This window comes from Streptomyces sp. NPDC001933 (assembly GCF_042890955.1).
GTDB lineage: Bacteria > Actinomycetota > Actinomycetes > Streptomycetales > Streptomycetaceae > Streptomyces.
Map to the genome: position 1 here is coordinate 149,838 of NZ_JBIASS010000014.1, position 20,239 is coordinate 170,076.

At 73.0% G+C, this 20,239-nt stretch carries 15 protein-coding genes; 9 read left to right on the forward strand and 6 right to left on the reverse strand.

Annotation, left to right across the window (positions count from 1 at the left end; genetic code table 11):
- Positions 1-48 precede the first annotated feature (48 nt).
- From ACFYY7_RS30055 to ACFYY7_RS30065, 3 genes are all read left to right on the forward strand, one after another.
- Complete coding sequence (locus ACFYY7_RS30055; RefSeq protein WP_388666398.1) at positions 49-1,035, forward strand: hypothetical protein; 987 nt, start codon at positions 49-51, stop codon at positions 1,033-1,035.
- A 106-nt stretch (positions 1,036-1,141) separates the two neighbouring features.
- The gene (locus ACFYY7_RS30060) at positions 1,142-2,989 is read left to right on the forward strand and encodes an HSP90 family protein (protein WP_388666401.1); all 1,848 of its coding nucleotides are present in this window, start codon (positions 1,142-1,144) and stop codon (positions 2,987-2,989) included.
- A 2-nt stretch (positions 2,990-2,991) separates the two neighbouring features.
- Positions 2,992-5,961 (forward strand): hypothetical protein, encoded by a 2,970-nt coding sequence (locus ACFYY7_RS30065; protein WP_388666405.1) that lies wholly within the window; start codon positions 2,992-2,994, stop codon positions 5,959-5,961.
- A 76-nt stretch (positions 5,962-6,037) separates the two neighbouring features.
- On the opposite strand, the gene ACFYY7_RS30070 is transcribed toward ACFYY7_RS30065, so the two are convergent.
- Entirely contained in the window at positions 6,038-6,994 is a 957-nt protein-coding gene (locus ACFYY7_RS30070; protein WP_388666408.1) for a helix-turn-helix transcriptional regulator, read from the reverse strand.
- A gap of 96 nt (positions 6,995-7,090) precedes the next feature.
- Between ACFYY7_RS30070 and ACFYY7_RS30075 the strand changes: the two genes are divergently transcribed.
- The 3 genes from ACFYY7_RS30075 to ACFYY7_RS30085 all read left to right on the forward strand — a co-directional run bounded on the left by ACFYY7_RS30075 (position 7,091) and on the right by ACFYY7_RS30085 (position 10,596).
- Positions 7,091-8,080 (forward strand): zinc-binding dehydrogenase, encoded by a 990-nt coding sequence (locus ACFYY7_RS30075; RefSeq protein ID WP_388666411.1) that lies wholly within the window; start codon positions 7,091-7,093, stop codon positions 8,078-8,080.
- The gene (locus ACFYY7_RS30080; RefSeq protein WP_388666414.1) at positions 8,077-9,201 is read left to right on the forward strand and encodes a winged helix DNA-binding domain-containing protein; all 1,125 of its coding nucleotides are present in this window, start codon (positions 8,077-8,079) and stop codon (positions 9,199-9,201) included. Before ACFYY7_RS30075 ends, ACFYY7_RS30080 begins: the two co-directional genes overlap by 4 nt.
- Positions 9,202-9,357: 156 nt before the next feature.
- On the forward strand, positions 9,358-10,596 hold the full coding sequence (locus tag ACFYY7_RS30085) for a serine hydrolase domain-containing protein (RefSeq protein WP_388666417.1): 1,239 nt from the start codon (positions 9,358-9,360) through the stop codon (positions 10,594-10,596).
- A gap of 21 nt (positions 10,597-10,617) precedes the next feature.
- Here ACFYY7_RS30085 and ACFYY7_RS30090 read toward each other — a convergent pair whose 3' ends face one another.
- Complete coding sequence (locus ACFYY7_RS30090; RefSeq protein WP_388666420.1) at positions 10,618-11,298, reverse strand: phosphotransferase; 681 nt, start codon at positions 11,296-11,298, stop codon at positions 10,618-10,620.
- 185 nt (positions 11,299-11,483) lie between these two features.
- On the opposite strand from ACFYY7_RS30090, the gene ACFYY7_RS30095 reads away from it, so the two are divergent.
- The 3 genes from ACFYY7_RS30095 (at position 11,484) to ACFYY7_RS30105 (ending at position 14,270) form a co-directional block, all read left to right on the forward strand.
- Complete coding sequence (locus ACFYY7_RS30095) at positions 11,484-12,845, forward strand: alpha-lytic protease prodomain-containing protein (RefSeq protein ID WP_388666642.1); 1,362 nt, start codon at positions 11,484-11,486, stop codon at positions 12,843-12,845.
- 208 nt (positions 12,846-13,053) lie between these two features.
- A complete protein-coding gene (locus tag ACFYY7_RS30100) occupies positions 13,054-13,887 on the forward strand; it encodes a carbohydrate-binding protein (protein WP_388666423.1) in 834 nt (277 codons plus the stop codon).
- 152 nt (positions 13,888-14,039) lie between these two features.
- Positions 14,040-14,270 (forward strand): hypothetical protein, encoded by a 231-nt coding sequence (locus ACFYY7_RS30105; protein ID WP_388666426.1) that lies wholly within the window; start codon positions 14,040-14,042, stop codon positions 14,268-14,270.
- Here the strand turns inward: ACFYY7_RS30105 and ACFYY7_RS30110 are convergent.
- From ACFYY7_RS30110 to ACFYY7_RS30125, 4 genes are all read right to left on the reverse strand, one after another.
- A complete protein-coding gene (locus tag ACFYY7_RS30110) occupies positions 14,233-15,930 on the reverse strand; it encodes a bifunctional 3'-5' exonuclease/DNA polymerase (RefSeq protein WP_388666429.1) in 1,698 nt (565 codons plus the stop codon). The genes ACFYY7_RS30105 and ACFYY7_RS30110 overlap by 38 nt on opposite strands.
- 150 nt (positions 15,931-16,080) lie before the next feature.
- Positions 16,081-17,139 (reverse strand): type III polyketide synthase, encoded by a 1,059-nt coding sequence (locus tag ACFYY7_RS30115; RefSeq protein WP_376305940.1) that lies wholly within the window; start codon positions 17,137-17,139, stop codon positions 16,081-16,083.
- Between the two features lie 542 nt (positions 17,140-17,681).
- Entirely contained in the window at positions 17,682-18,887 is a 1,206-nt protein-coding gene (locus tag ACFYY7_RS30120; protein ID WP_388666432.1) for a cytochrome P450, read from the reverse strand.
- Between the two features lie 209 nt (positions 18,888-19,096).
- On the reverse strand, positions 19,097-20,098 hold the full coding sequence (locus ACFYY7_RS30125) for a DUF1259 domain-containing protein (RefSeq protein WP_388666435.1): 1,002 nt from the start codon (positions 20,096-20,098) through the stop codon (positions 19,097-19,099).
- Positions 20,099-20,239 lie beyond the last annotated feature (141 nt).

A 20,239-nucleotide genomic window follows, 5' to 3' on the forward strand; every position in this document is an offset into this window, starting at 1 on the left:
CCGCTTATGCTGCACCGGACGATCGCGCGGGACCAGGGGAGGGCTCGGATGTTCGGCAAGCTGTTCGGCAGGGGTGGGGAGAGACCGGCGGCGGATCCGTACGCTCTGCCCGTTCCGCGTCGGCAGAGGAACGGGATGTACACGCTGCACGCGCTCGGCGATCAGCGGGTGCTCGGGCTGGTGGAGGCGGCCGGGGCGGGGGACTGGGAGGGGGTCAAGGCGGCGTTGGTGCCGTTCGACCTCGGGCGTGACCACGGAGTCCTGGACCAGTTGGCCGACTTGGACGGTGTGCAGGACTGGATCGGCCGTGCCGTCGAGGAGGACAAGGAGCACCGGGCGACGGCGCTCCTGATATCCGGGGCGCGTCACGTCAGCTGGGGCTGGGAGGCGCGTACGGCCGAGCGTGCGGTGAACGTCACGCAGGATCAGTGGCGGGTCTTCCACGAGCGGCTCCACATCGCCGAGGAGCAGCTGTTCGAGGCCGCCGAGTTGCGGCCGGAATGGGTCGCGCCGTGGCACCGCCTCCTCATCTCGGGCCGCGGCATGTCGCTGGGGACCGTCGTCAACCGGACCCGTCTCGACGCCGCCCTGCGCCGTGATCCGCTGGACCTGGAGACCCACATCGACTGGGTGTCGCAGTTGCAGCCCCGTTGGGGCGGCGAGCCGGGGCAGGCCCTGGCGTTCGCCCGCGACGCGTTCGCCCGCGCCCCCGAGGGGCACCGGATCGGCTGTGTGATCGCCATGGCGCACATCGACGAATGGGTCGAGTCGGAGAGCGTGGGCTGCCTCGAAACCCCTGAGATCCAGGCCGAGTTGAGGAACGCGGCCGATCACAGCATTCTCCATCCCGGCTATGTGCGGAATCCGGGCTGGCAGCGGGACTTCAACATGTTCGCCATGGCCCTGTCGCTGGCCGGTGAGCGTCACACGGTCCGGCGCGTCTTCCAGGCGCTCGACGGCGCCTGCACGGAATGGCCCTGGTCCTACTTCGCGGAGCCCCAGAAGCAGTTCGCCCGCTTCCAGCGCCGCGCCTGAGCGTACGCCGGTCCCGGTCCCGGCCCTCGTGCCGATACCGCCTGCTGCCGGTGCCGATGCCGGCCGCACCCTGCCACCCGTCGCCCCTTTCACCCCGGACTGCCTGATGACATTGCCCGACACCGCCGCGACCCCGGCCGGCGCCGATCGCACCTTCCAGGTGGATCTGCGCGGCCTCGTCGATCTCCTCTCCCACCACCTCTACTCCAGCCCACGCGTCTACCTGCGCGAACTCCTGCAGAACGCGGTGGACGCGCTGACCGCGCGGAGCGGCCTCGCGCCGGACGCCCCCGCCGACGCCTTCGGCATCCGCCTGTACGCCGACGGTTCGGTGGTGCGCGTCGAGGACGACGGCGTCGGTCTCACCGAGGACGACGTGCACGCCTTCCTCGCCACGATCGGGCGCAGCAGCAAGCGCGCCGAGCGGATCGCCGAGCAACGCGGCGACTTCATCGGCCAGTTCGGGATCGGGCTGCTCTCCTGCTTCCTGGTCGCGGACGAGATCCACGTCCTGAGCCGCTCCGCCCGCACCCCCGACGCACACGCCGTGGAGTGGCGAGGGCGCGGCGACGGCAGCTACACCGTCCGCACCCTGCCCGCGTCCGCCCGCCCCCGGCCCGGCACCACCGTCACGCTGACGCCGCGCGCGGACACGGACGAGTGGACCCGGCCGGCGCAGGTGCACGCGCTGGCCCGGCAGTTCGGCTCCCTGCTGCGTCATCCGGTGACCTTCGACGACGGCACGGGGGAAGCGGGCGTGGCCGTCAATCCGGAGCCCGCGCCCTGGGCGCGTTCGTACCTCACGCCGGGGGCCCGTTCCCGGGCGCTGGCCGCGTACGGCGAGGAGGTCTTCGGGTTCACGCCGCTGGACACCATCGAGCTGGACCTGCCTGCCGTGGGCCTGAAGGGCATCGCGTGCGTGCTGCCCGAGGCGGTGCCGGCCGGGCGCCGCCACGGCCACCGAGTGCACGTCAAGGGCATGCTGCTGTCCGAGCAGGCCGAGGAGATCCTGCCCGAGTGGGCGTTCTTCGTCCGCTGCGTCGTCGATGCCGAGAGCCTGCGCCCGACGGCGTCCCGCGAGTCCCTGTACGAGGACGACACGCTCGCCGCCGTCCGCGACGCCCTCGCCGAGCGGCTGCGCGCGTGGATGGCGCGGGCCGCCGCCAGCGATCCGGACCTGCTCGGCCGGTTCCTCCAGGCCCACCACCTGGCCGTGAAGTCGCTCGCGGTGCACGACGACGAGATCCTGCGGATGCTGCTGCCCTGGCTGCCGTTCGAGACCACCGACGGGCACAGCACTCTCGACGAGTTCGCGCGTACCCACCGCACCGTGCTCGTGACGTCGAGCGTGGAGGAGTTCCGGCAGGTCGCGGCGATCGCCTCGGCCGCCGGGCTCGGCGTCGTCAACGGCGGCTACACGTACGACCGCGAACTGGTCCACCGGCTGCCCGAGATCAGGCCCGAGGTCAGCGTCGCCGACCTCGACCCGGCGACCCTCACCGCCCACCTCGACCCGGTCGACCGCGAGACGGAACTGGCCGCCGTGGCCTACCTCGCCCTGGCCCGCGACGCCCTCGCCGTCTTCGACTGCGATGTCGCGCTGCGCACCTTCCAGCCCGCCTCCGCCCCCGCCCTCCTCGTCGACAGCCGCGAGGCCCGGCACGAGCGGACCCGTTCCCGGCTCGCCCGTGAGCAGGAGGGCGGCGTGTGGGGCGACATCCTCGGCGCTCTGCGCCAGGAGGCCCCGCGGGCCCAGCTGATCCTCAACCAGCTCAATCCGCTGGTCCGCGCCGCCGTCACCATCGAAGAGCCCGAACTGGCCCGTACCAGCGCCGAGGCCCTCTACGGGCAGGCCGTGCTGCTGTCCCGGCGCCCGCTCAGGCCCGCCGAATCGAGCCTCATCAACCGCTCCTTCCTCGACCTCCTCGCCCACGCCCTCCGCAAGGACAGCTGACGATGACGACCGCACCCCAGAACACCGACGAGCTGTACCAGGCGCTCCAGGAGAACGACCGGCGCCCCTACGGCCGCGCCCGCACGGTCACCGCCGAGGAACTCGTGGACGCCGCCGAGCAGTTCGCGGAGCCCGTCCCGCTGGTCCACGCGCTCTTCGAGCTCCAGGAGGCGTACACGTACGGCTCCGAGCCCCGGAAGTCGCCCGTCGTCTTCGCCCGCCTGCTCACCCTGTTCGACGAGCAGCCCGACGTCTTCGACGAGCGCCGGCGCCACACCCTGTTCTGGCGGTTCAAGTGGGTGGCCAACGCCCTGCGCGTGCTGCCCGAGATCCCGCTGGCCAGCCTGCGCCAGTGGCTGACCGAGATGCGCGACCGGTACGAGAAGGCCGGCCTGGGCCTTCAGCCGTACTACGGCCAGGCGTACCAGCTGGCCGCCCACATCGGCGAGGACACCACCCTCGCCTACGAGCTGTGGGCCGGCCGCTCCCGGACCCGGCTCAGCGACTGCGAGGCCTGCGAGACCTGCGAGCGCGCCCTGTACCACCTCGCGGCGGGCGAGGACGAACGGGCGCTGAGCGCCTGGGAACCCGTCCTGGCCGGGACGGAATCCTGCCAGGAGGAGCCGGCCCGCTCCGTCTCGTACGCGCTGCTGCCCCTGCTGCGCGACGGCCGCGCCGACCGGGCCCGTGAACTGCACCTCGCCGGTTACCGCAACTGCCGCCGCAACCCCTCGATGGCGGGAGAGGTGGGACGGCACCTGGAGTTCTGCGCGCTGACCGGCAACGAGACACGCGGCCTGGAACTGCTCGCCGAGAACCGGAACCTGTTCGGCGAGGTGGACTCGCCGCTGGACCTGTTCGACTTCCTCACCGGCGTGGAGGTCCTCCTCCAGCGCGTCGAGCTCCTCGGCCACGGCGAGCTGCCCGCCGCCGGATACGCGGGCCGCAGCTGGACGGTGGCCGGACTGCGCGCCGAGGTGCGGGGCCGCGCCGACGACCTTGCCGCCCGCTTCGACGCACGCAACGGAACCACGGCCCAGACCGACCGCCGCCGGGCCCGTCTCGACCGGGCCCCGCTCGTGGACGCGCTGGAGCTCACCCTGCGCACCCGCGGCCTCGACGAGGTGACCCCGGCCGCCCCGGTTGCCGCTCCCCCGGCCCGTACGGCCGCCGCCGTCCCGGACTCGCTGCCCGAACTCATCGTTCGCGCCAGGGAGTTGGATGTGCAGGGGCACCCGGACGCGAAGGCGTGCTGGGCGAAGCTGCGTACGCTCGTCGCCGCCGGCGACTACACCCACCCCGACGACCCGGCCGTGGGGCCGCTCGCACAGCTGCGCGCGGACCTGCTGGGCGACGAGGCGAGCCGGGCGGGTGACCGGGACGAGTTCGCCGAGGCCGCCGCTCTCCAGGAGGAGGCCGCGGGCCTTTACGACGACGCCGGGCTGCCGGGCCATGCGGCGGTCGCCCGCGCCTGCGCCCTGCTCGCCGCCGCCGAGGCCCCCGCCGAGACCTCCGCGGAGGGCGACGCCGAGACCCCCGCGGAGGGTGACGCCGCCGCCGAGGCGAAGGCCGCCGCGCTGGGCGCCGCCCACGCGTCCATGGTCCGCCTGCACGAGGAGACGGCCGGCCTCGCCCCGCACCAGGAGGCCCGTCTGCTGCGGCTGCGGGCGACCGCGCTGGGCATGCGCCTGCAGAACTCGGGGAACGAGGAGCACGTCGCGCCGGTCCTCGCCGAGGCCGACCTGCTGCACGCGCTCGCGACCCGGCACGACCTCGGCGGGCAGATCTCCCGCGCGCTGCTGATCCGGGCCACCACCCACGCCCTCTCCGGTGACCTGCCCACCGCGGTCACCGGGATCGACGGCCTCCTCGACCGGCTGAGGACGCACGGCCCCGCCTGGTACCTGCCCCACACGCTCGCCCTGCGCGGCCGGATCCACCTCGCCCTCCAGGACGCGCGGACCGCGCGGGCGGACCTGGCCGAAGGCCTGCGACTGGCCGCCGACTGGCCGGCCGACGTGGCCGAGACCGCCCGCCTCCACAGCGATCTGGCCGAGGCGTGCATGCACCTCGGCAGCCCCGACGAGGCGCTGCGGCACCTGACGCGCTCGGCGGAGCTGCAGCTGCGCGGTGGCAGCCGGACGGACGCGTACTGCGCCTACAGCAACGCGGCTCAGCTCTGCCTCGACCTGGGCCGGGTCGAGGACTGCATCGCGCTGCTCGACTCCCTCCTGGCCGAACCGGACGTCACCGCCGGAGAGGTGGACGACCGGCTCGTCGCCCAGCTGCGCCTGACCCGCGCCCGCGCGCTGCACGCGGGGGAGGACCTCAAGGTCGCCGCGGCGGAGCTCGTCGCCCTCGCGGCCGAGTCGGCCGGCTGGGAGGACGACCCGGGGAGCCACGCCATGATCGCCGCGGAGGCGGCCGTACTCCTCGGCGAGTCCGGCGAGTTCGGCCGGGCGCGCGAGGCCGTGGACCAGGCGCTCGCCGCCCATGCGCGGGCCCCGCGCTACGAGCAGCTCAGCAACTGCCTGCGGGAACTCGCCCGTCTCCAGGCCGAGCAGCAGGGCCCCGACGGCCTGGCCGGCGCCCTCGCCCTCCTCGCCGAGGCCGGCCGGATCGCCGACGAGGCCCGCGCCGCCGAGTACGAGGCCCGCGGCCGCTCCCTGGACACCGCCCTGGCCTACGAGCACGGGCGGGTCAATGCCTACGCCGGTGAGTACGAGGACGCCCTGGCCGCCCTGGAGAAGGCCCTCGCCCTGCTCGGTGAGCCGGGGGCGGAGGAGGACCACGCCGGCGAGTGGGCCGAGTGCGTCCGTCTCGCGGGTGCCGTGGAGGGCATCTATCTGGAACGGCCCGCCGCCGCCCTGCCCCGCCTCGCCGCGGCGGTGTCGCGACTGAACGCCCTGGGCCACACCGAGGAGACCGAGCCGCTGACCGCCTTGGCGGCGCGGCTGCGGGACGAGGAGTGACGCCCCGCCCGTCCCTGCGCGCGTCGGACGGATGCGCGCAGGGGCGGGCGATCTGCCCGCGCGGTGGCGGGGCAGGTCACCGGGGCGGGCGGGTGGCCCGGAGGAAGCGGGCGCCCCATTCGTGGACGTGTGCGACGAACTCCGGTGGTCCGAGGACCTCGAACTCGGCTCCCATGTTGCCCAGTGCCTGGGCCGGCCAGTCGAGGGAGGTGGAGGACATGGTGAGGCGGCAGCTGGTCTCGTCGAGCGGTTCGATCGTGCCCCACTGACCGACCGTCCGCCGGATCCGCTCGGCGGGCGCGTGGACCAGGACCTCGACCCGGTACGGGGCGGGGGCGCCGCTCGTCGTCCGGACGAAGGCCGCGGCGTCATCGGCCGGGAGCGGGCGGGGCCGGAAGCGCGTGCCGGTCGCCGTCGGCCCGGTCAGCCGGTCGAGGCGGAAGCTGCGCCAGTCGTGCCGGTGCAGGTCGTAGGCGACCAGGTACCAGCGTCCGTCACTGGCGACGACGCGGTGCGGCTCGACCTCGCGCTCGGTCGGTGCCGAGCCCCTGGCCGTGTAGCCGAACCGCAGCCGTTCCTCGTCCCGGCAGGCCTGGACGATCGCGGTGAGCACCCCCGCCGCGACGACCGGCCCGGACACGGAGGCGGAGACGGTCATCGCGCCCAGGGCGTCCACCCTGGCCCGCAGCCGGGGCGGCAGGACCCGTACCACCTTGGTCAGCGCCCGCAGGGACGCCTCCTCCATCCCCGCGATCCCGCTCCGTGCGGCGTCGCCGATGCCGACCGCGAGAGCCACCGCCTCCTCGTCGTCCAGCAGCAGCGGCGGCAGCACGGCGCCGGGTGCGAGCTGGTAGCCGCCGTCCGTGCCCCGGGCGGCGCTGACCGGGTAGCCGAGCTCGCGCAGCCGGTCGATGTCGCGGCGCAGGGTCCGCTCGGACACCCCGAGCCGGCCGGCCAGTTCCAGGCCGGGCCAGTGGCGGTGGGTCTGCAGCAGCGAGAGCAGTCTGAGCGTCCGTGAGCTGGTGTTCGCCATGCCCGGATCCTCTCGCGACTTCCGGCCGGAAAGTGGCCGGAAGCGTTCCTAGAGTCGATCCCGAAGGCCGAACCGGACCGACGTGAGGACCAGAGAATGATCACCCGTGAGATCCAGCTGGCAGCCCGGATCACCGGCATCCCCACCCCCGAGCACTTCACCGTCGCCAAGACGGAGGTGGACGGCGAGGTCCTGGTGCGGACCGACCAGGTGGGGCTCGCCGCGACGTATCTGGAACTGATGCGGGCCGACTGCACCATCCCGGTGCCCGCCTGGGAGCCCGGCCAGCGGGTGGGGGTCGCCACCATCGGCACGGTCGTCCGGTCCGACAGCCCCGAGCTCGCGGTCGGTGACCTGGTCCAGTCGATGAGCGGCTGGAGCGAGTACTCGGCGGGTCCGGCCGCCGGGTACGTCAAACTCGACCGCGGGCTCTTCGCCGACCCCGGCTACCACCTCGGCCAGGGGCCGACCGCGTACTACGGGATGGCCGACGTGGCGGGCGTGGGCGAGGGCGACGTGGTGTTCGTCTCCGGGGCGGCGGGCGGGGTCGGCTCGCTGGCCGGGCAGATCGCCAGGTGCCTCGGGGCGGCGCGGGTGATCGGCAGCGCGGGGAGCCCGGAGAAGGCCGACTATCTGGTGAACGAGCTCGGTTACGACGCCGCGTTCGACTACCACGACGGCTCCCCGGCGGACCGGCTGAGGGAGCTCGCGCCCGACGGCATCACGGTGTTCTTCGACGTCGTGGGCGGCGAGCAGTACGACGCCGCGTTGCGGGCGGCCCGGCCCGGGGCGCGGTTCGCGCTGTGCGGCTCGCTGTCGAGCCAGCTCGGCGACGCGGCGGAGCGCTTCCCGAAGCCCGACCAGGAGGCGGCCGGGGCCAGGGGCGTGAAGCTGCTGCCGTTCTCCTGCTACCACACACCCGATCAGATCGCGGCCTGGCGGGAGTGCTTCAGCACCTGGCTGGACGCGGGCCGGTTCGTCTACCCGCAGACGGTGGTCGAGGGCGGGATCGAGGACGTGCTGGCGGCGTTCCTGGCCCTGCTCCAGGGCTCCTACCGGGGCAATGTGTCGGTACGGCTGTCGTGACCACCCTCTCCCTCCGGGCCCTGAACCGGGCGTTGATGGACCGCCAGTTCCTGCTGGCCCGTACCGATCGCACCGTGCTGGAGGTGATCGGGCGGCTGGTCGCGCTCCAGGCGCAGGAGCCCAACTGGGCCTACGTGGGGCTGTGGAGCAGGATCCACGGCTTCACGCAGCCGCAGCTCACCGCGTTGCTGGCGGACCGGCAGGTGGTCCGCTCCGGACTGCTCCGCTCCACCCAGCACCTCGCCGGGGCCGACGACTTCCGCCTGCTGCGGCCGCTGCTGCAGCCAGTGCTCGACCGCACCGCCGGTTCGCCGCACTTCACCCGGAACAGCTCCGGCCTGGACGCGGCTTCCCTGGTGGCCGAGGCGCTCGGCCTGCTCGCGGGCGGAACCCTGTCGCGCAAGGAGCTGGCCCGGCGGCTGGCCGAACGCCATCCGGGCCGCGACGGGCGGATCCTGGCCGGACAGGTGGAGCTGAGCACCCCGCTCGTCCACGGCGCGGCCACCGGCGCGTGGGGCTCCTGGGGCAACCGGTCGGCGGTCTCCGTCACCCCCGCCGAGGTCTGGCTGGGCCGGCCGATGGCGACCGCGGCGACGGCGGCTTCCGCCCGGGAAGCGGCGAAGGGGTTGATCCGCCGCTATCTGGCCGGCTTCGGTCCGGCCGGGGTGAAGGACGTGCAGGCGTGGTGCGGGCTGACCCGCCTGGGCGAGGTCGTCGCGGAGATGGGCGGCGAACTGCGCCGCTACCGCGACCCGGACGGCCGGGAACTCTTCGACCTGGCCGACGCGGAGCTGCCCGACCCCGGGACCCCCGCCCCGGTGCGGCTGCTGCCGGCCTTCGACAACGTCCTGCTCGGCCACGCCGACCGCACCCGGGTCATCAGCGACGAGGACCGCGCACACGTGATGCCCGGCCAGGCGCGGGTGCGGCCGAGCTTCCTGGTCGACGGCCGGGTGCACGGAACGTGGTCCCTCGACGCGGGCACGCTGCGGCTCACTCCGTTCCGGCCGCTCTCCGCGACCGACCGGGCGGCCCTGGAGGAGGAGGCGGAGCGGCTGCTGCCGTTCGTGGGAGGCGCGGCGGTGCGCTGCGGCGAGGCGGCGGTGAGCCGGTCGTCCTGAGCCCCGCCGCCGGCGATACGCCGATACGGCGGCCGCGGCCGCTGTCCGTGCGCCCCTGTCGGCGATACGGCAGCGGCGGTCGCTGTCCGTGCGCCCCCGCCGCCGCGGGCCTACGCTGCTTGTGGAGTTCTGTTCCCTCGCGATGGGAGTCGGCCCATGACGCGCTCGCACATCCGGCCGCGCAGGGGGGCCGCAGCCGCGATGGCGGCGGGGTTGCTGGTGGTTTCGGTGCCGGTGGGGAACGCCTGGCCGGAGGGGACTCCGTCACCCTCTGTGTCTGCCTCGTCCGCGTCGTCCGCATCCTCCGCATCGCCCTCCGAGGAATTCCCGCCGCTCACCCCCGCCGTGGCCGAGAAGCTGGACCAGGCGGTCCAGCAGGTCATGCGCGATGCGCGGGTGCCCGGTGTCTCGGTCGGGCTGTGGGTTCCGGGAAAGGGGAGCTACGTACGGGCCTTCGGGGTCGCCGACAAGAGTTCGGGGGCGCCCATGTCGGCCGGTCTCAACATGCGGGTGGGCAGCGTGACCAAGACGTTCACGGTGACTGCGCTGCTCACCCTGGTCGACCAGGGCAAGGTCGGGCTGGACGATCCGATCGGGAAGTACGTGAAGGGGGTTCCCGACGGGGACCGGATCACGTTGCGCGAGCTGGCGGGGATGCGCAGCGGACTCTTCAACTACTCCATGGATCCCGGCTTCTTCAAGGCGCTGACGAGCGACCCGCAACGGCACTTCACGCCGCAGGAGTTGCTGGACCACTCCTTCAAGCACCCCATGCAGTTCCAGCCGGGTGAGAAGTTCGAGTACTCCAACACCAACGCGATTCTGCTGGGGCTCGTGGTGGAGAAGGCGAGCGGCCGGTCGCTGGCGGACTACCTCGAACGGAACGTCTTCGAGCCGGCGGGCATGAACCACACGTTCCTGCCCCGGACCGCGGCGTTCCCCGCCCCGCACGCCCAGGGGTACACCGACCAGACGGCGACCGGCAGGACCGAGAACGCCACGTACTGGAACCCCTCCTGGGCATGGGCCGCCGGGGGTGCGATCTCCGACCAGCGGGACCTGCGGACCTGGGCCCGGGTGCTCGCCACCGGCACGCTGCTCAGCCCGGCCACCCAGGCCGAGCGGCTGAAGACGGCCCCCAGCAACCTGCCGGACACCGGCTACGGCCTGGGCATCTTCGACGCCCATGGCTGGATCGGGCACAACGGCTCGCTGCCGGGGTACGAAGCCCTGGTCATCTACCTGCCGGAGGCGAAGGCGACCCTGGTCGTGCTCCTCAACACGGACACCGACTACCGGGGTTCGGAGCCGAGCACCCTCTTCGGCGAGGCGATCACCCGCGTCGTGGCCCCGCAGCACGTCTATTCGCTGCCGGCCCAGCCCGCCGCGAAGTGAGCCGGGCGGCGGGGGCGGTTCTCAGGCCGTCAGCTCCGTGATCAGGGAGGTCGCCTCGCCGATGAGGTCCACCTCGTGCGGGCTCATCGTCGGGTCGGCGGCGCGTCGCGAGGCGGCCCCGGCCAGCTGACGGGCGGGGATGCCGCCGGACGCGGAGAGGTGCGGCAGCAGGGCGTCCAGCAGGGAGCGGGCGTCGGCCGACGCGGGGGAGCGGGGGTCGACCGCCACCTGGGCCAGGATCAGGGACGACATGGCCCGGTCCGCGGCCGGGACGCCCTCCTCGGTGTTGCTCCAGTCGATCACCACCGGACCCCGGTCCGTCAGCATCACGTTGTCCGGGTGCAGGTCCAGGTGGAGGATCCGGTCCTCGGGGTCCGGGGACAGCCGGGCCGGGACGGTGTGGAGTTCGGCCAGGAGACCGGCCAGCATGGCTGCCGCCTCGGCCGCCGGCAGTTCGCCGGCCACCATGGAGTCCAGCATCGTCGGGCCGGTCAGGCGTTGCAGCATCAGGTCGCAGGGGGGCGTCTTCGAGTTCCGGGGGCCGAGGCGGGGGACCGGGAAGCCGTGCGCGCCCAGGTAGGACATGACCATCCACTCATGGGTGGCGTCCTTGCCGTCGCGGTAACGGCGCAGCACCCACTTCTCGTCGAGTGCGTACACATCGGCGGACCGTCCCGCACCCAGCAGCTCACCAATTCGCATGAGGCGAACCTACGGGGGCGGACACCGGGTGTGGGGGCGCGGCGGGCGATACGGGGCCGAAAGCGCTGGTCAGGGGCCCCATAACGCGAAGTGAGGGGGCGAACGGGATCTCCTGGGGATGACGTGTACGCGGCTACCTTGACGTCAATTCCCCCGAAGTCAAGGAGAGTTCCGTGGAGAGCTCCATGCTCCGCAGACGTGCCCTGGCCGCGTGTACCGCCACCATGGCCGTCGGCGCGCTCGCGCTGGCCGGTCTGACCGGCAGTGCGTCCGCCGATCCGGCCCCCCAGCTCCGCACCCCCACCGCCACGTGGACCGGGCAGCTCCCGCCCGGTCTGCTGAAGGCCATGCAGCGCGACCTCGGACTGACCGCCGACGAGGCGCGCGGCCGGATCGGCCACGAGACCCGGGCGGCGGCCGTCGCCGCCGGGCTGCGGCACTCCCTCGGCGCGGACTTCGCCGGGGCCAGGGTGAGCGGTGGCGACGTGGCCCTGATCGTGGCCACCACCGATGCCGGGGACGCCGCCCGGATCCGCGAGGCCGGTGCCCGGCCTGTGATCGTCGAGCACAGTCAGGCCGAACTCGACGCCGCCAAGGCCGCGTTGGACCGGGTGGCGCTGCGCAAGGCCCCTGCGGGCGTGCCCGTCTGGTACGTCGATGTGGCCACCAACCGGGTCGTCGTGCAGGCCGCCCGCACTTCCGCCGCCGACCGGTTCCTCGCCGATGCGGGAGTGTCGAGCAGCATGGTGACGGTACGTCAGTCGGCCGAGCGGCCCCGTACGTTCGCCGATCTCCGGGGCGGTGACGCCTACTACATGAACGGTTCGGGGCGCTGCTCCATAGGCTTTCCCGTCAAGCGCGGCAGCAGCCAGTCGGGCTTCATCAGCGCCGGCCACTGCGGAACGCCCGGGGTCAGCACCAGCGGGTACAACCAGCAGGCCCAGGGCTCCTTCCAGGGCTCCACCTTCCCCGGCCGCGACTACTCATGGGTCGCCACCAACACCGGCTGGACGCCGCGCGCCCTGGTCAACGGCTACGGCAACGGCGATGTGACGGTCACCGGGTCCACCGAGGCGCTGGAGGGGGCGTCGGTCTGCCGCTCCGGCTCGACGACCGGCTGGCACTGCGGGACGGTCCAGCAGCGCAACACCAGCGTCACCTACCAGGAGGGGACCGTCTCCGGCGTCACCCGCACCAATGTGTGCGCCGAACCCGGTGACTCCGGCGGTTCGTTCATCTCGGGCAGCCAGGCGCAGGGCGTCACCTCCGGCGGCTCCGGCAACTGCTCCCAGGGCGGTACGACGTACTTCCAGCCGGTGAACCCGGCGCTCCAGGCGTACGGACTCACCCTGGTCACCAACGGCACCCCGACCGACCCGCCCACCGACCCGCCGACCGAGCCGGGCGGTACCTGGGCGGCCGGTACGACGTACGCGGCGGGCGACGTCGTGACGTACGGCTCCGACAGCTACCGCTGCCTCCAGCCGCACCAGGCGCAGCCCGGCTGGACGCCGCCGAACGTGCCGGCCCTCTGGCAGCGCGTCTGACGGCCCTCCCGCGCAGCCCCGGCCGTTCCGTGATCCCGGCGGGTCCGTGATCCACGGCCGGTCCGGTGGCCCCGGCGGCTCCGGCGGGGCCGCCGCCGCACACTGCGCCCGCCCGGCCTCAACTCCACGCCTCCCGGCCGGGCGGCGCGCACCTCCCGCCCCCGCTCTGTGTCATGCACGTGCTCTTCCCCCACCCGAGGAATCAGCCATGACCCCAGAACCGACCGAAGGCCCCGGCGGCGACCGCCGGATCAGCCGCAAGACACTGCTCAAGGCGGCGCTCGTCGCCGGAACCGTCCCGCTTCTCGCGGGTGGAGGCGTCGCTCTGGCCCGCGACGCCGGTTCCGGTGGCCGGCCGCTGGTGCCCACGCCGAACTGCGACGACGGCGACGGCCCGACCCACGAGCAGATCGAGGGGCCCTACTTCAAGCCCGACTCCCCGCTCCGCACCAGCCTGGTGACCGGCAGCACGCCCGGTGTGCCGCTGACCGTGAGCGGCTTCGTCTTCGGGCGGGGCTGCAAGCCCGTCCCCGGAACACTGCTGGACTTCTGGCAGGCCGACACCAATGGCGCGTACGACATGAGCGGATTCGCCTTCCGCGGGCACCAGTTCACCGACCGGTCGGGGGCCTTCACCCTGACCACGATCGTGCCGGGGCTGTACCCGGGGCGCACGCGCCACATCCACGTCAAGGTCCGGGCACCCGGCTCGGGCATCCTGACCACGCAGCTGTACTTCCCCGACGAACCGCGCAACAACACCGACTCGATCTTCGACCCGGCGCTCCTGATGAACGTCCGGGAGATCGGCTCGGGGCGGGAGGGGACGTTCGACTTCGTCCTCGACATCGACCAGGGCCCGACCGACCCGCCCACGGATCCGCCGACCGACCCGCCCGGCTCCACCTGGGCGGCCGGAACGCTCTACAGCGCGGGAGACCGCGTCACGTACGGCGGGGTCGCGTACCGCTGTCTGCAGGCGCACTCGGCGATGGCCGGCTGGGAACCGCCGAACGTCCCCGCGCTGTGGGAACGCGGATAGACACGCGGCACGGTGGGCGTACGCCGCTGCGCGGGCGCGCTCCCGGGGGTTCTTCCCCGTGGGCACGCTCCGCGTGGCGGAGTAGCCTGGATGCGTACGGCTCCCGGTGAGCCGCTCGTGTCGGCCTGCGCATCGAAGGGGGCCGGTATCGCATGGAAACCCTGGTCACCGTCGTCGTCGTGCTCGCGATGATCGCGATCGCAGCGTTCGTCATCCATCTGCTCAATGCCCGGCACCGGCATCAGCATCTGCGTCCGGCGCACTACGACGGCGGGCTGGCCGGGTTCGACGAGGGTCCCGGCCCTGCTCCCCGCACCGGCCCCGGTACCGGCGCCGGTACCGGCTCTACTTCGCATCCGAATAACGCTCCACCACCGCCGTAGTGAAAGGGAAACGCACCGGTGTCTCACCGAAGGCGGTCCGCCCGGCCAGCTCACCGGCCGCCCGGATCGCCTTCACCACGGTCTGAGCCTCCTCCTGCGGGCAGTGCACGATCACCTCGTCGTGCTGGAAGAAGACCAGCTCCGCCCGGAGACCGGCCGAGGCGAGCGACCGGCGCAGGGCGGCCAGGAGCAGCAGCGCCCAGTCGGCGGCGCTGCCCTGCACCACGAAGTTGCGGGTGAAGCGGCCCCGGGCGCGGGCGTTCGACGACGCGTAGCCGGGGGTGAACCCGCCGCTGTCGGCGGGGGACGGATCGGGGCTCTCCTGCGGGATGCCGGCTTCCTCGTCCGCCCCGCTCCCGGCCGCGGGAGGACTGGTCCGGCCCAGCCACGTCCGTACGAGACGGCCTTCCTCGCCCGCCTTCGCGGCGTCGTCGACATAGGCCACGGCCAGCGGGAACCTCCGGCGCAGGGCGGCCAGATTCTTCAGGCCGTCGCCCGAGGTCTGGCCGTAGACCGCGCTCAGCAGCGCGAGCTTGGCGTGGTCCCGGTCGCCGTGGAACGCCCGGTCCGACAGCGCCGTGTACAGGTCGCCGTCATGGCCGGCCACCTCCATCAGACCGGGGTCGCGGGAGATCGCGGCGAGCACCCGGGGCTCCATCTGGTCGGCGTCCGCGACGACCAGGCGCCAGCCCTCGTCGGCGACGACCGCCCGGCGTATCACCTTGGGGATCTGGAGCGCCCCGCCGCCGTTGGTCGTCCAGCGGCCGCTGACCGTGCCGCCCGGCAGGTACTCGGGGCGGAAGCGGCCGTCGCGCACCCAGTCCTGGAGCCAGCTCCAGCCGTGCGCCGTCCAGATCCGGTACAGCTTCTTGTACTGGATGAGGGGCTCCACCGCCGGGTGGTCCAGCTCCTCCAGCTCCCAGCGGCGGGTGGACTTCACCTTGATCCCGGCCTGCGCGAACGCCTTGACCACATCGGCGGGGAGGTCGGGGCGGACCCTTCTGCCGAAGGCGGCCGACACCTCGTCGGCCAGCTCGGCCAGCTTGCGGGGCTCGCCGCCGCCCGCGTAACGCTCGCCGAGCAGCTCGTCCAGCACGTCGCGGTGGACGTCGGCGCGCCAGGGGAGGCCGGATCCGTTCATCTCCGCGGCGACCAGCATGCCGGCCGACTCGGAGGCCGTGAGCAGGCGCATCCGGCCCGGGTGCGCGGTGGCGTCGTGCCGGCGGAGCTGGTCGGCGTACACCTGGAGCAGGTCCTCGAAGGGGAGCTGCGTGCCGGAGCGGGGCTCGAAGAGCGAGGACTGCGAGCCGGGCTCCGCGGAGCGGGCCGGGGGATCGGGGGGCACGGGGGCGTTGTGCAGGCGGGCGTGGGCGGCGGCCGCGGAGCGGGGTTCGCCGAGCCGGCCCTCATGGGCGAGGAGGAGGGATTCGGCGACCTCGATGTCGTAACAACGGTCCACGGGGACGCCGGCCGCGAGCAGCCGCGGGTAGATCTCGGCGGTGGACCGCCACACCCAGCGGGTGACGTCGGGGCGGGAGCGGACCGCCGCCACCAGGTCGGGTTCGGCCACGACCGGGGCGGCGGGCAGGCCGGTGGGGGCCAGCGGGGCGAGGAGGGCGCCGCCGGTCTCCGTCATGGCCAGAGCCCACCGTTCGGTCATGCCTTCGATTCTGGCAGTCGGCACTGACAGCGGACGGTGGGCGGGCGGTGCGTGTCCCCCGGTCCGCGTCCCCCGGCCCACGGGCTCCGGTCCGCGTCCCCCGGTCCACGGGCGCCGGGAACGGCACCGGGACCGGGGGAGCGGCGGGCGTCAGGACTCGGACTCGCTGGTCCAGGTGCCCAGCGAGATCTCGGCGGTGATGCCGGGGCCGAAGCCGGCCATCAGGCCGCGCTGCCCGTCGAGGGTCGATGCCTCGTCGAACATGCGGCCGAGGGCGTCGAGCACCACGGCGCTGGCTATGTTGCCGTACTCGGTGAGCGTGGCGCGGCTGAAGCGGAACGCCTCGGGCGGCACGTCCAGGAAGTGACTCAGGTCGTCCAGGATGCGCGGGCCGCCCGCGTGGATGATGTAGAAGTCCATCTTGCCCGCGTTCCACTGGTGCTCCTCGGCGACCGCCTCCAGGGCCGGTGCGAGGGGCTCCATGGTTCCGGGGACCCGCTTGTCGAGCTGGAAGTGGAACCCGGTGGACCGGACCGCGTAGGAGATCCAGTCCTCGGTGGCCGGGATGACGAACGAGCCGTTGCGCTCCAGACGGACTCCGGTGCCCCCGCTGCCGCGGAGCACGACGGCGGCTATGCCGTCGCCGAACAGCCCGTTGGACAGCAGCGATCCCACGCCCAGGTCGGTGGGCTGGTAGCAGAGCGAGCAGAACTCGCAGGCCACGATCAGCACGTTGGCGTCGGGGTACGCCGTGCAGAAGTCATGGGCCCGGTTGACCGCAGCGCCGCCTGCGGCGCAGCCGAGCTGGGCGATCGGCAGCTGCCGGGTCTCCGGCCGGAAGCCCAGCTCGCCGATGAGCCACGCGGTCGGCGGCGGCATCATGAAGCCGGTGCAGGAGACGTAGACGATCAAGTCGATCTGCCGCGGCTCCAGTTCGGCCTGGTCGAGCGCCTGGCGCACCACCGCCGGAACACGGGCCTTGGTGTGTTCTTCGTAGGTGATGCTGCGGGCGTCGAAGCCCGGGTGCTGCAGCACCTTGTCGATCGGCTGGATCAGATGCCGTTTCTGCACCCCGGTGTGTTCGATCAAACGAAGGACCAGGTCGATCTGCGGGTGGTCGCCGTGCAACCGTTGCGCCAGCTCAAGGGTTTCCTCGTTCGTGATTACGTACTCGGGAACCGCGATGGCCGGCTTGCAGAGAACCGCCATGGAACTCCTCCTAGCGGGCATGGTCCAACACGGCCGGGCCCGAAGGGTTCCGGGGCATCCCGGCCGGAGGCGGCCACCACGGTGCCGCACGCGCGGCGTCGCACGGATGCGGACACGGGTGGATTCCGGCGCCGGGTCAGGTACCCCTGGAACGGGCGCGGACGGGCCGACCGTCGAAGACTGACGTTCTAGCCGTTCGTGGGCGGAAGCGGATCCGCCACGGCTTGGGTGGCCGTCGGGAACACGCTACGGCAGGTGGACCGGGGCCGCACGCCGAGCGCACGCCGACGGCGCCGCGCGGGCCCTGCGGAGGAGTGGGCGCGGGCCCTGTGGAGAGTGGCGCGGGCCCTGTGGAGAGCGGCGCGCGCTCTGCGGAGGAGTGGGCGCGGGCCCTGTGGAGAGTGGGCGGGGGGTCGTACGCCGGAGCCCCCGGCCGGGGCCCGGAGCGGTCCGGGCCTGCCCCGGCCGGGGCCCCGGAGGCGTCCGGGTTGCCGACGGCCGGGGGCCGAAGCATCATCGATGACGGCTGCCGGGGCGCCTGCTCACCAGGTGACGGGCAGTTCGAGGGGATAGCGCCAGATCGACGTCTTGTTCCAGCGCACCTCCTCGGCCGGAGCCGCCAGTTTCAGTGCGGGGAAGCGCTTCAGCAGCGTCCCGATGGCGATCTGGAGCTCGGTGGCCGCGAGCGGGGCACCGAGGCAGTGGTGCCCGCCCCACCCGAAGGTCATGTGGGACGGCCCCTGGCGCTCCAGGTCCAGCTCGTCGGGGCGGTCGAACTTCCGGCCGTCGCGGTTGGCCGTCAGATAGGAGACGTGCACGATGTCCCCTTCCCGGATTCGTACGCCGCTCAGCTCCACGTCCTCCAGGGCGACCCGGGGGATGCCGACGCCCTTGCGGAAGGGGATGAAGCGCAGCAGCTCCTCGATGGCCTGCGGGAGCATCTCGGGGCGGTCGCGCACCACGGCGAGCTCATCGGGCCTGGTGAGCAGCGTGTAGGCGATGTTCCCGATCTCGTACGTGGTGGTGTCCTGGCCGGTGATCAGCAGGACCATGGCCATGACGGCCAGTTCCTGGTCGTCGAGGAGCTCGTCCCCGTCGCGGGCGGTGGCCAGCGCGCTGATCAGGTCGTCGCCCGGGTTGGCGCGCCGTTCGGCGGTCAGCTCCTCGAAGTAGGCGCGGAGCTCGGCCTTGGACCGGATCGCCGCTTCCTTGTTGTCGACGGTGGTGTCCATCATGGTCCGGGCGTGGGCGCGCAGTTGTGCCTGGTCGGCGTCCGGGATGTCGAGGACCTCGCAGATGGTGGTCAGGGGCAGCGGCGCGGCCAGATGCTCGAACAGGTCGGCCGGGGCGCCGTGCTCCTCCATGCGGTCCAGCAGCTCGTCGACCACATGCTGCGTACGCACCCGCATGCGCTCCAGGTGGCGGGGGGCGAAGCCCTTGGAGATCAGGCTGCGCAGGCGGCTGCTGCCCGGCGGGTCCATGACGTTGATCGCCTCGTCCTGGACGATCGGTTCGGGGGTCATGCGCGGGAAGTTCCGGCCGATGATGGCGCTGCGGCTGAAGCGCCGGTCGGTGGTCACCGTACGCACGTCGTCGTAGCCGGTGACGAGCCACGCATCGCCGTCGCCGTGCGGGAGGCGGATGCGGGAGACGGGCTCTTCGGTCATCAAGTGCCTGAGCACCGGGTCGAATTCGAGGGCCTCGGCGTAGTCGAACGGGCAGTGCCGTGCGCCGGCTACTGGTTCCATGCGGAGCTCCAGACGGGGATCTGACGGGTGGTCCACGCGATCGCGGGCTTGGACGGGACATGGGTGCCCGGTCGTCCGCCGGGCCACGCGCCGCTCCGGCCCGATTGGTCCATATGAAGAGCGGATCGGATTGCGCCGGTCGCTGGACCGGCGCAATCCGGTCCGGCGACCGGCGGAAGGGGCGGTGGCCGGTGGGTCCGCGGCCGGGGTCAGCCGCCCGGCACGACGTCGGTGGCGTCCACCGCGGGGCGCAGCGCGCGGGCGAGCGCGACACCGTCGCCCACCGCCCAGAAGTGGATGAAGAACAGGCGGGGGTCCTCCGACAGATGGTGGTTGTGCAGTTCGACGAGCTTGATCCCGCCGCGCCGCAGCGCCTTCAGTACGTGCGGGACCTCGTCGGCGCGCATGGCGCAGTCGCCGCTGAGCGCGGCCCGGCCGCCGCCCAGCGGCTGGAAGTTGAACGCGCTGGTCGACCCCAGGCCGGGCGGCAGGATCAGATGGCCGTCCGCGATGGTCTCGCGGCGGACGAAGAGGACCTTGTAGAGCCCGTCCTCGGTGGACCCCTTGGCGCCCAGCGCCGCCTCCATCCCGGCGGTGTCCAGGTCGACCGGGGCCGGCGGCTGCGGCCGCTCCGGGGGCGGGGTGCCGGTCCGGTCGAATCCGGCGCGCAGCCCGCGGGCCAGGGCCACCGCGTCGTGGCCGTGTCCGTGGACATGGGTCCACCAGAGGTCGGGGGTCTGGGCGAGCAGGTGCTTGTGGAGCGCGGTCTGCTCGATCCCGTTCGCCTGCCACGCGTCGGTCACGTGCTGGAGCTCGTCCTCGGTGACCACCACGTCGCCCATGACCATCGTGGAGCCGTCGGCGTAGCGGACGAAGGCCACGTGGGTGCCCAGTGCCAGACCCGGTGTGACGACGACGCCGTCGGAGACCACCAGGAGATCCCGCCGGGGGAAGCCCGTGTGGTACGTCGTGTCGCGCAGCATGTTGCCGCCCCGGCCCAGGGCCTTCGCCACGTCCGCCCAGTCGTCCAGGGTGGTCCGTACCGGCCTGATCCGCCTTCCGTGCCCCGGCCCGGTCATTCCGGCGGGCAGGGCGCGGGCCACGCCGGGGCTCGCCGCGGTCAGTACCGGCGCGAGCGCGGCGGCTGCCAGCAGGCGCCGCCGTGACGTGATGGCCCGTGGGTCCAGGCTTTGCCGTCGGTCTCCGGTCATCATCCGATCGCCTCCATCGGTCGCTTTCATGGCGAGATAAAAGCATGCGAAATCATGACGAAAGGATGAAAGCGGATACATCGTCAACGGGTGGGGCTGGATGGACTAAGCGCGGTGTCCGGCCGGGCCCGGTGGGGGCGG

Coding starts and splice junctions, on each gene's coding strand:
- ACFYY7_RS30065 (WP_388666405.1), top strand. CDS start 2,992: ATGACGACCGCACCCCAGAACACCGACGAGCTGTACCAGGCGCTCCAG.
- ACFYY7_RS30090 (WP_388666420.1), bottom strand. CDS start 11,298: ATGCGAATTGGTGAGCTGCTGGGTGCGGGACGGTCCGCCGATGTGTAC.
- ACFYY7_RS30085 (WP_388666417.1), top strand. CDS start 9,358: ATGACGCGCTCGCACATCCGGCCGCGCAGGGGGGCCGCAGCCGCGATG.
- ACFYY7_RS30100 (WP_388666423.1), top strand. CDS start 13,054: ATGACCCCAGAACCGACCGAAGGCCCCGGCGGCGACCGCCGGATCAGC.
- ACFYY7_RS30125 (WP_388666435.1), bottom strand. CDS start 20,098: ATGACCGGAGACCGACGGCAAAGCCTGGACCCACGGGCCATCACGTCA.
- ACFYY7_RS30105 (WP_388666426.1), top strand. CDS start 14,040: ATGGAAACCCTGGTCACCGTCGTCGTCGTGCTCGCGATGATCGCGATC.
- ACFYY7_RS30110 (WP_388666429.1), bottom strand. CDS start 15,930: ATGACCGAACGGTGGGCTCTGGCCATGACGGAGACCGGCGGCGCCCTC.
- ACFYY7_RS30060 (WP_388666401.1), top strand. CDS start 1,142: ATGACATTGCCCGACACCGCCGCGACCCCGGCCGGCGCCGATCGCACC.
- ACFYY7_RS30115 (WP_376305940.1), bottom strand. CDS start 17,139: ATGGCGGTTCTCTGCAAGCCGGCCATCGCGGTTCCCGAGTACGTAATC.
- ACFYY7_RS30070 (WP_388666408.1), bottom strand. CDS start 6,994: ATGGCGAACACCAGCTCACGGACGCTCAGACTGCTCTCGCTGCTGCAG.
- ACFYY7_RS30055 (WP_388666398.1), top strand. CDS start 49: ATGTTCGGCAAGCTGTTCGGCAGGGGTGGGGAGAGACCGGCGGCGGAT.
- ACFYY7_RS30075 (WP_388666411.1), top strand. CDS start 7,091: ATGATCACCCGTGAGATCCAGCTGGCAGCCCGGATCACCGGCATCCCC.
- ACFYY7_RS30095 (WP_388666642.1), top strand. CDS start 11,484: ATGCTCCGCAGACGTGCCCTGGCCGCGTGTACCGCCACCATGGCCGTC.
- ACFYY7_RS30120 (WP_388666432.1), bottom strand. CDS start 18,887: ATGGAACCAGTAGCCGGCGCACGGCACTGCCCGTTCGACTACGCCGAG.